We start from the raw sequence: 10,124 nt of genomic DNA on the forward strand, positions 1-10,124 counted from the left end.
TGGAAATCACTGCCAGGATTGAAGGTGAAGGTGCCATTGTTATTGTTAACAACACTGCCTTCGCTGGGATTACTGGTGATGTTGAAGGTATGGGTATCAAGGGTGTTGGTATCACTAACACTGAAGGCTCCGTTCACCGTTGCCCCATCTTCAGTAGCAGCGATGGCGACATTACTTGCTACAGGAGTGATGTTGGGGAATTGGAGGACGACATCGTTACCATCACCACCGGTGTAGCTGAGTTGGAACTGCTGCCCGCCTACCGTGACCATCGCACCTTCAGACAAGCTGTTAAAGGTTCCCACCACGCTGTCACTGCCGTCGTTGTCAACCAACACTACTGTCTCGTTGCCATTCGGGGTGAAGCCCATGTCATCAATATTCAGAGTTGCACCGTTGAGATTCACCCCGCCGATGACCACCAGCTGGCCGTGATTAGTCCCTGGTGTTTCACCCATGATGTCAACGTTGAAGGTCGATCCACCATTGAGGGTGAATGATGAGGCCGTGACCGTGTGTCTTGTCGAGCCCAGCACCAAGTTAGCGGTGCTCACATTAGTAGTGGTGGTCACATTCAGCGATTCCACGTTGGCGAAATTAAGGGTGGTGCCGTTGGCGGTGATGGTGCCATTGCCGATCGCCACCGCTGAGGTCTGACCGTCAAAGTTGAGTGTGTTGCTGCCAGAACCGCCGATAAAGTTCTCAAAACCTGCAAAGCTGCCCACTACGCTGGCAATGTTGCCACCAGCGCTATTCAGATTAAAGGTCAGATTGCTTGTGTAGGCACTAAGGTCTAACGTATTGTTGCCAGCCCCACCGTTTAAGGTACCGCTGATGGCTGCGCCGTTGCTAAAGACAAAGTTGTCAGTTGAACTGCCACCAGTTAGGTTTTCGATGTTGCCAAAGCTGATGCCTGCGTAGGTACCAGCATTGTTGCCATTAATCGTCCAGGTATTAGCCGTGTTCTGGCCAACTATCGTATTGCTACTGGCTCCTCCCTGCAAAGTCGTCGCATTATTAAAAGCCAGTGAACTATTGCCGCTAAAGGTGATGCCGCCATTGGTGATGCTACCTGCTTCGGTTCCGGTCACAGTGAAGGTGGTTGCTGTGTCGGAGCCTTGCAAAGTGTAGCCGTTTGTCGCATCACCAGTGATCGTGGTGGGATCGTTGAGGGTGAATCCACTTCCTAAAGTCACCGTCCCCGTGCTGTTGCTCGCACCGAAGGTGATGCTGGAAAATCCGTCAGTTAGCCGACTCAGTTCTGCAGCATCAATATTCAAGGTTCCTGCGCCGCCACCGATACCAATCGACTCGCTAGCCGTGACCTGCTGAATGACTAAGGCACCGCTGGATTGAATCGATCCACCCTGAATATTGATGCCATCGGTCGTCAATGTAATCGCCCCGCTGGCGGAAGCGCCACCCACTATCCCCCCCTGGATGTCAATGCCGTCGCCATTCCCAGCACCAACACCAGTAATGTCGATCGCACCGTTGCCGGTGGAAAAAATCCCGGCCGCGTCGTTTGTAAGCCTCACACCGTCCGCGTTGCCTGTGGTTCCCGTGCCGTTGATGGTGACCCTGCCATCAACGGTTGAGATTTGACCCGATACACCTGACGTACTATCTATCTCAACCCCAGGGTTGGAACCGCTACTACCGGTACCAATAATCGTAATATTGGCTGCATTGGCACCGGTCCCAGTGGAGGCAACTTCGCCATTCAAGATTTGAACCCCTGGGCTGCTACTACCGGCACCCCCCTGACCCGTGATGAAGATATCCCCCTCCACACTGGTTACTCTTCCTGTCGTACCTTCGATACGAACACCGGAGTTGTTGCTGGAGCCTCCCCCACCACTGGTACCGTTGATCGTGATCGTGGCCGCGTTGGCACCGGTGCCCGTTGAGCTAACTTGAGCACTCTGCACCTTAACGCCGAAGTTGAGGAACCCGGTATTGCTGCTGCTTGTTTGGCCAGTGATTTGGATATCACCATCTACACTGGTGACCGAGTTTCGAATTTGGACACCGTCATTTAGGTTCGTGCCCTCTCCACCCGTTCCGGTGATGGTAATCGTCCCTGCTGAGGCACCACTGGCCGTCGATGATATACTGCCAAAGTTTTGCACACCCGCATTCGCGCCACTCCCAGCGTCGTTGCCGCCGTAGCCGGTCAATGAGATATTGCCGGTGCCTGACGTGGTAATGAGACTCCCACTGGTTGTGAAAATGCCGGTAAAATCGCCAGCGGTGCCACCGCCGTTGTTAGCCAGCATCGTCAGGTTGCCGTTGACGACCGAGACCGTAACGCCGCCATTGAGAACAATATTGGTACTGGACGTCACGTTGATCGGGTTTGAACCGGTCGCGGTCATGTTGCTGGAGATTGTAACAGTCGATGCTTCTACCTGAACGGGCTGTCCATCTAGCATCAGCGTGTAATGATCCACTTCTGCCCGTAGCCCCTGCAGTTCGGATGCACTGAGTTCGTGACCGCGCACCAAATGCGAGAAAATGTTCCCCTCGTCCCCTAAACTATCTACTGCATTAATCCGAGCATCCACCCCATGGCCAATCTCCTCTAAAAGCACTGCCACGACTTGATCCAATGTCGCTGTATTCAGAAAAGATTCGGATAGGTAAATGGTATCCGTGGCTGTGGCATAAGCCCCTAAGAGCCCCGCTAACTCTCCGCTGGCGCGAATTTTAATCTTGGGCAGCGCAAAGTTTCCCGCCGATAATTGTGCCTGCAACTGGGTCGCAGCGGTATGATCAATGCCATCTCCAAAGGCAACCGTAAGCTGTTCCAAAAAGTTCGCCTCTGCCGCAAAGCTGGCGAGTAGCTCTTTTGCAGCTACGATTGATGCATTTAAAACATCATTCGTATCCGAATTCCTAGCAAGGCTGCTTCCCGACTCAACAGTGGGCTCAGCATTAAGGCTTGCAGGGTAAGTGGCAAGTGTTGAGGTTGTAAATGGGAGAAGAGTGGATAAACGTTGAGATAACGCCAGGGACAGCCCAGCGGAAAGATCCCAATTTCCCCCTAGGGCAGAATTGCCAGTAAGACTTCTATTGGCAGCAATCGTTGCCCCTATCCGTTGCCTTAGTAGTTGGATAAATTGCTGTCCCAACTCCCCAGCAGCCACCTGACACCCATAAACAAAGACCGTTGCTCCTGCCCCTAACAAATCACGCCAGTGCTGAAGTTCAACCGCATACTGTCCTAGGTTTTCTAGGGTTAGCCAACCATTCCCCCACTGGATTTGTCCGGGTGCCCCGTGACTCACCAAATGCAATTCTGTAACGGGCACATCAGTCCGCAACGCTTGCGTAATTTGAGGGATACTCTCCCGGTTGGAGTCCAGTACGACTACTCTTGTTTCAGATACCACCCCATTGATGAGATGTTGGGGTTTTTCAATGGTCGGATCAATGATGACAAGGCGCTGAGACGTCAAATCGTTTAAGGACATGAGAACGGGGGATTGGGAGGGCATATTGTGGGCGATGTTTTGGATGTGCAGCAGCAAAATTCCACCCATAGCAAAAGGGACTCATGAACTGCTTAAGCCCTTTTTCAAAGGAGCTTTGGCAAGTCATCAGCCTACGAGTTGTTATGGTTCAAACGCTATTAAGAGCAGATACCGATCCAGTGTTTGAATTTTTTCAGCCCATCGCCATCAATACTGAAGACGAGCTAGAGCTATGGCCAAGGCCAGGGGAACAAGAATCCCACAAGCATTAGAGGGAATATACTTAGTATGGACAACTAGATATGTATATCTTGCACTGCAGCATATGTATATCTTGCACTGCAGTAGGGTGCACGAAAAAAAACGCTTGGCAGCGTACAACTTATTTCGGTTTTTATTCCATAGGATAAACCTCGTTTTTTCAGATTTTGTGGAGTGGCCTGAAAGTCACTGCCTGTAACCATTCATTGAACCTGCAATCAAGAGATTCTGTACAACTCATTTCGGGTTTTATTCCACGGACACACTTATCTGAAAACCTTTCACTGCATGTCTTTCCATCTACACAGACTAAAATGGCTCCAGCCTTTAGTTTGACGTTCGATCAGGAGTGCAGATTTCCCAAACTCAGTCCTGGAAATGGATTCCAACATTCTTAACCCTTGAACAGTTTGAAACATTTGTCTTGCCCCACCTATACATTGGCAGCTGAGGACCTCAACCAAAGCTCTCTTTGCATGTCATCTTTAACTACATTGTGTAGTTACTACATACGGGATACCAGTGGAAAAAACTGCCCATTGAAAAGGAAAAACTTGGACGACCGGGAATTCACCACTCCAGTATTTATAGAGCTTTCAGATGCTTTGAAACTCATGGATATTTTGAAGATATTTTCAAGGCATCAGTCGTTTTATTTCATGAGAAGGGACAGTTCGACACCAGCGTTATCCATGAAGATGGAGCGACCACTGCAGCCAAGAAAGGTGGTGGAAATCTGGGATTCAGTGGCCACAAACATTATGAAGAGAGACAAGGTTGTTGCCTTCTGCGATGCTCAAAGACCGACCTTTGGTCATCGCAACTGCAATGTTATTTCTCCTTTTGTGACTACTCCAGGTAACCGGAATGAATCACCTCTGCTGGAGAAAGGATTTTTAAACCTGATGAGCACGGCCCGAACAATAGGCATAGAATTGATTAGGACTGTCATCAGCTTGGATGATGCCTATGATAGTCGTGATAATTGCAAGGCTATTTTAATTGAGGCATGGTGCCGAATATCAATGAAAATTTATGAGGGAGAAAATCGACCAATCGAGGCCGAAAACGGTTGCTCGATTCGTCGATTTTCCAGGAACGGTTTAACACTATTGAGCGAGTCTTTGCATAGGAGGATAAATTTAAGCACTTATTGCTTCGATTTGAGCGGATCAGTAAATTGAATTATGCCTTGAGAAGCTTGGCATACACAATGATCAATCTTCGGCATTTTTGCCAAGGTTAGTCTCAACTTAAAATCTATAAATTCCAGAGATCCCTAGTATAGGGATCTAGCTTTCTCTGCTGAGAAAATGGAATTATGGAGAGAATTCTTAGAGTTGATCAGTAGAATCAACTATCTCTTCTTTTTTAGTCATTCATATTGGGCATAAAAGCCAATATTTTTGGTCAGCTAGATAAAAGCCCGAAACCAGTTGCTGGTTGACCTTCCACTAAGCCAGGAACATCATGATTAAACCTAGAGTATAAAGACGGAACACAAATTATCCATTGCTCAGTACCATTAGGGCTATAGTTTCTAGCCCTAATTGACTCCCTATGACAACTGTTTTATTCTGTGCTCTGGCGCTAGCCATGTGGTCTCTGCCGCTCAATTACATTCCCACCCTGGCCCGATTTTCAGCAGGCGGTATGGAATGGGCCGCCAGCAACCGAGACACTTCGCCAGATATTCCCCCCTGGGCTCAACGAGCAGAACGGGCTCAACGCAACCATTATGAAAATTTACCCATGCTGGTGGTGGCACTGCTCGTCGTTCAGTTGTCGGGAGCAGCTAACCCCATGATTAATCTGGCAGCCATAAGCATGGTTGGCTTTAGAATTTTTCATGCTTTTGCCTACATCATCGGTGTTCCGTTGCTGCGTTCGTTAGGGTTTGTTGGCGCGATGTTGTCTCTATTTGTAATTTTGTGGCAGCTTCTGGTGTAGCGATCTCGCTATTGTCCATGAAGTCGGCCAAGGCACCTAAGTAAACGATCGCTTCTTTCGCAGCAACAGAGGCATTGCCGACAATACCGCTAGGCACGTACAGGCAATCACCAAAGGCCAAGGACCTTTGCCATGCATGGCATCATTGCCTGCAACCCCGATCCAGGTATAGGCCATTACTCCAGGAATGATGCCAATCAGCGTTCCCAAACTATAAGGGAACCAGTGAATGGTGGTCATCCCAAACAGAAAATTCACTAGATTAAAGGGAGAGATGGGGGCAAAACGAACAATCAGCACGAAGCTAAAGGGATGCCGGAGAACTGATTGATTAAAGGAACAGAGGAGTTTGCGATTGCGCACGCGTCTCTGCGCCCAATCCATCAGGAGATAGCGAGCCATCCAAAAAGCTCCCATTGCGCCCAGGGTGGCACCGACTAGGGATAGGATGCTACCCCAGATCAGGCCAAAAAGAACGCCACCTACGATGGTCAGAATGACACCTGGCACCCCCAGCACGGTCGCTACAAAATGCAACAGGATAAAGATAATCGATCCCCATAAACCATGGGCTTGAACCAGCTCTACCAAATGCATCTGATCAAACAGCAAGGGCACATACCGAAGGGCAAAGGGGAGTAACACTACCCCTATAATCCCTACTAGTAATCGTTTGCGACCTTTCACTTGCTGACGGCTGAGTCCTTGATGCAGCATTAACTTAGCTCTTGCTCAATTGCAGCGCCGGTTTCTGGTACGGCCTCTGCCAGAGCTTTACGAGCCACTTTCGTCACATAGACCGTCACTAAAACCGTGGCAATAAAACCGATAATGCGAATTGCCCAGGTAACGGTGGGATTGGAGGGTTGATCACCCGTGCCCAGAGTGGCGATATTCCCCGCTAAAGACCCCAAATAGACATACATAATCGTGCCCGGAATCATGCCCACGGAGCCGAAAAAGTAATCTCTGAGAGAGACCCCTGTCACGCCCATGCCATAGTTGAGGAGATTAAAGGGGAAAATGGGGGACAGTCGGGTTAACAGAACAATCTTAAATCCTTCTTTGCCCACAGCTTTATCAATCGCTGCAAACTTATCGTTGCCCTCAATTTTTTTAGAGATCCAGCCCCGAGCAGCGTAACGGCCCACGAGGAAGGCGAGCGTCGCACCGATGGTCGCGCCAATAAAGACCAGGATCGATCCTTGAACTACCCCGAAAACCACCCCAGCTCCTAGAGTCAAAATGGAACCTGGCAAAAAGGCAACGGTGGCGACGATGTAGATGCCGATAAATGCGATCGCACCCACCGTACCTAAACCCTCGATCCACAATAAAGCGTCCTTGAGGAGCTGTTGAGGATTAAACCCACCCCCCTCTGCTGCCCATGCGGGAGAGGCCGTAATCACTAAGAAAGCCAAAGCTGCCAGTAAAACGGGTTGAATTTTTTTCCAGTGACGAAGATTCATAGGTGTACCTTTAACAAGATGTGGGTGATGTTATAACAAGGAACCGCCGCAGCTTGATCCACTACCTGCAGTGCAGCCATAGCAATAGGGCGCTGTTTTGACGTCCTCTATCAAATCGAGACTGCCTGCCGCTAACAGTTTTGCTACTGTTAACTGCTCCCCCTTAGGTGTGGTGGCAGGTATCTCTTCCATTTGGTTAAAATCGCAGTCATAAATATTGCCCAAATAGTCAACGGACAGCTCATTTCGACACATTAAATGCTCAACGGTCGAGTCATTAAAGTGACCTGCTAAAAATTGCAGATAGGGCTGATGAAGTTGACGATGTTCCAGATGGAACTTGGTGCGACCAATGGGTAAATTAGTGATTGTAAACAAATGATTAAAGGTAATCCCAAACTGCTCGCCTAAATGCTGTTGATAGGCTTGTTCTAAGGGCTGCTGTTCCGGGGCTAAGGCAAAGTCTAGGGTGGTCGGTACCTGGGGGTTATACACCAGGTCCAGCACTAGATTAGGATTAGAGCCATAACCCAACTGATTCAGCCGTTGGAGCGCCTTAATTGAGCTGTCAAAGACACCATCCCCCCGCATTTTGTCTACATTTTGCTCCAGATAACAGGGCAGCGAGGCCACCACTCGCAGTTGATGCTGAGCAAAATAGTCGGGTAAATCTTCAAAACCCGGTTCAAAGTAAATGGTTAAATTCGAACGAACAATCACTTCTTTGTTGTGGGAGCGAGCCGCCTCTACTAGGGGACGAAAGCCGTAATTCATCTCTGGAGCACCCCCCGTTAGATCTACGGTTTCAATCTGGGGAAACCGATGAATCAGTTCAACCAACTGCCCACAGATTTCGGGGGACAGTTCTTCTGTCCGCTTAGGACTGGCCTCAACATGGCAGTGGCTACAGGCTAAGTTGCACCGTCGCCCCAAATTAATTTGCAGCACTGTAATCTTCTGCTTGGTCAGGGGGGCAGCCAGCTTCTGATCAAACGGGGTCAGGGTTGAGTTAGTTGAAACAGTCATAACAGCTCGATCCACGACAACAAACGGCGTAGTTTAACAACAGCCTCCACCGTCGTAATGCCAGGTAGACTCGGTAACCATAATCGCTTGGGGATGGGCTTTGGCAAGTTTGGCGGCTGTTTTATCACAAACGGCCAGGGGAATGCCTAAGCTCAAAATATGCCCCGCTTGGTCATCAAAATACTCTTCAGGTCCGGTATAAACCGCCATCTTACCCGTAAACACACAAGCCCCATCCTCAGCAATATCCACCTTAAAGGACACGGAATCAAGGCTTTCTAACAGTAAATGCTGATCTAGCTTGTAGTTTTCCTGATCGAGCAGGCGGTAGGGGCGGCGGGCTCGGACTTCGACTTGTCCAAAGCCAGCATGGATAATGCGCTGAACGTACTGTTCGTAGGTTAAGGCACCGGACAAACACATGGCTCGTAACCGATCGTCCTGCTGGAGATGCTCTGGAATAGGACGAGTGGAAATGGGGTCACTCATAACCAAGCGACCACCGGGCTTGAGAACTCGATAGGTTTCTTGTAGAGCGCGGGACAGATCTTCTGGCTCAAAAATATTGAAGAGGCAGTTTTGAGCGACCACATCCACGGAGTTATCGGGGACGGGCAGGGCAAAGGCGTCCCCTTCCTTAATCGTGACAAAGCTGGTATCAAACCACTCATTTTCTTTGGCGGCAATTTCCAGGTTGCGGGCAGCCGCTTTGCGCATTTCATCCACTGGATCTACTGCAACTACTGCGCCGGGGCGACGGGAAAAGTAGGAAAACTGCAGGGCTTCCAATCCACCCCCCACGCCAACATAGAGAACAGTCGGATTCCCTGACAATTCTGTGGGATGGACCGTTGTGCCGCACCCGTAGTTCATCTCTTGCATTTGCGGCGGCACCACCAAGCCCGGCAGTTGCAAGGGAGTGCTTTGGACACAACATAAGCCCACTTCTGGGGTTTCAGCGACTTGGCTGTAAAACTCTGCTGCGGATTCTAAATACGTCATAGCGGTCAATGATGGATTTGTAATGAATGGTCATTCATGGGCACTATGCCATGTTTATCTGTTTTTTGCAGCTTCCAGTCATCAATCGAGAGGATTTCAGCATGGGTGTAACACGGGTATGGCTCACCCGTTAACGGGGACAAGAGACTGGGTCCCTTAGCTACAGACCCATTAAAACGAAGCGGTATGAGTTTTCCCTGAGAGTTCCCCGATTTCTAGATAAAAGTCTGGGCCATCTACCTTTGCTCAAGGCTCCTGAGGATATCCTGCAGGATAAATTCAAAGACGCAAGCCTTGCTGCAAAACTGACATGCTTGGTTTTGACTGACCGAAAACAGTCTGCGTTTTGGGCATCCTAAGACTAGGTAGATATCGATTTAAGCGTGTTCTCAACGAGAACCAAGCATTATGTCTGAGGAAAAAGAGTCGTCGCTGTTGGTTTACTTTCAGCCGGGTGAGCTGATTTTTGCTGCTGGTGAAGAAGGTCACCATGCTTACATTATTGAATCAGGCCAAGTCGATATTTTTGTGACAACAGCCGGAAAGGAGGTTTCCTTCAAAACCCTTGCCCCAGGAGTTAGTGTCCTGATTTATTCGCCATGGGCTGAGATAGCTGAAATGCTTTGATAATAGAGAATTCAGAGCACTCCTTGATGAACATTGCCCAACGCGAGCAGCAGATTATCCGCATCCAATCTCAAAGTTCCTATGCTTCTATTAACGAAACCCTAGAATCAACCCTTCGTCTTGAAGCTAACCGAGTCACCCAGATCGCAGTAGAGTCAGCTCTAGACGAAGAAGTTCAAGCTTATCTATCAGAGATTCAAGGGGATCGACCTCGGCGTTCAGGCTACTATCAACGGGTCCTCGATACTCAGTACGGCAGGATTGCTCAGCTATCTGTCCCTAAGCTACGGAAAGGGAATGCAGACCGAGAGTG

The 10,124-nt window shown here is 49.3% G+C and carries 10 protein-coding genes; 5 read left to right on the forward strand and 5 right to left on the reverse strand.

All coding sequences use genetic code 11. From position 1 onward, the window contains the following. A partial coding sequence (locus Q0986_RS14805; protein ID WP_299411647.1) for a DUF4347 domain-containing protein occupies positions 1-3,545 on the reverse strand: 3,545 nt, incomplete at its 3' end. 74 nt (positions 3,546-3,619) lie between these two features. Here Q0986_RS14805 and Q0986_RS14810 point away from each other — a divergent pair. The 3 genes from Q0986_RS14810 to Q0986_RS14820 all read left to right on the forward strand — a co-directional run bounded on the left by Q0986_RS14810 (position 3,620) and on the right by Q0986_RS14820 (position 5,687). Further along, positions 3,620-3,748, forward strand: coding sequence for a hypothetical protein (locus tag Q0986_RS14810; protein WP_299411649.1), 129 nt, complete (start codon positions 3,620-3,622; stop codon positions 3,746-3,748). 543 nt (positions 3,749-4,291) lie between these two features. After that, entirely contained in the window at positions 4,292-4,921 is a 630-nt protein-coding gene (locus Q0986_RS14815; protein ID WP_299411651.1) for a hypothetical protein, read from the forward strand. A 376-nt stretch (positions 4,922-5,297) separates the two neighbouring features. Then, on the forward strand, positions 5,298-5,687 hold the full coding sequence (locus Q0986_RS14820) for an MAPEG family protein (RefSeq protein WP_299411653.1): 390 nt from the start codon (positions 5,298-5,300) through the stop codon (positions 5,685-5,687). A 36-nt stretch (positions 5,688-5,723) separates the two neighbouring features. Here the strand turns inward: Q0986_RS14820 and Q0986_RS14825 are convergent, their stop codons facing one another. Genes Q0986_RS14825 through arsM form a run of 4 tightly spaced genes read right to left on the reverse strand, consistent with a single transcriptional unit; the run spans position 5,724 to position 9,184 of the window. Beyond that, the gene (locus Q0986_RS14825; RefSeq protein WP_299411655.1) at positions 5,724-6,404 is read right to left on the reverse strand and encodes a TVP38/TMEM64 family protein; all 681 of its coding nucleotides are present in this window, start codon (positions 6,402-6,404) and stop codon (positions 5,724-5,726) included. Continuing rightward, positions 6,404-7,156: a TVP38/TMEM64 family protein gene (locus tag Q0986_RS14830; RefSeq protein WP_299411657.1), complete on the reverse strand. Its 753-nt coding sequence runs from the start codon at positions 7,154-7,156 to the stop codon at positions 6,404-6,406. The genes Q0986_RS14825 and Q0986_RS14830 overlap by 1 nt, the downstream gene beginning before the upstream one ends. Before the next feature lie 30 nt (positions 7,157-7,186). After that, positions 7,187-8,182 (reverse strand): arsenosugar biosynthesis radical SAM (seleno)protein ArsS, encoded by a 996-nt coding sequence (gene arsS, locus Q0986_RS14835; RefSeq protein ID WP_299411658.1) that lies wholly within the window; start codon positions 8,180-8,182, stop codon positions 7,187-7,189. Between the two features lie 33 nt (positions 8,183-8,215). Then, a complete protein-coding gene (gene arsM, locus Q0986_RS14840; RefSeq protein WP_299411661.1) occupies positions 8,216-9,184 on the reverse strand; it encodes an arsenosugar biosynthesis arsenite methyltransferase ArsM in 969 nt (322 codons plus the stop codon). Between the two features lie 408 nt (positions 9,185-9,592). Here arsM and Q0986_RS14845 point away from each other — a divergent pair, with 408 nt between their 5' ends. After that, positions 9,593-9,811 carry a cyclic nucleotide-binding domain-containing protein gene (locus tag Q0986_RS14845; protein ID WP_299411663.1) on the forward strand — a complete coding sequence of 73 codons (219 nt, stop codon included), beginning with the start codon at positions 9,593-9,595 and terminating at the stop codon, positions 9,809-9,811. A gap of 26 nt (positions 9,812-9,837) precedes the next feature. Then, a partial coding sequence (locus Q0986_RS14850) for a transposase (RefSeq protein ID WP_299411665.1) occupies positions 9,838-10,124 on the forward strand: 287 nt, incomplete at its 3' end.

The sequence above is a fragment of the Acaryochloris sp. IP29b_bin.148 genome (assembly GCF_028285565.1).
In the GTDB taxonomy this organism is placed as follows: domain Bacteria; phylum Cyanobacteriota; class Cyanobacteriia; order Thermosynechococcales; family Thermosynechococcaceae; genus Acaryochloris.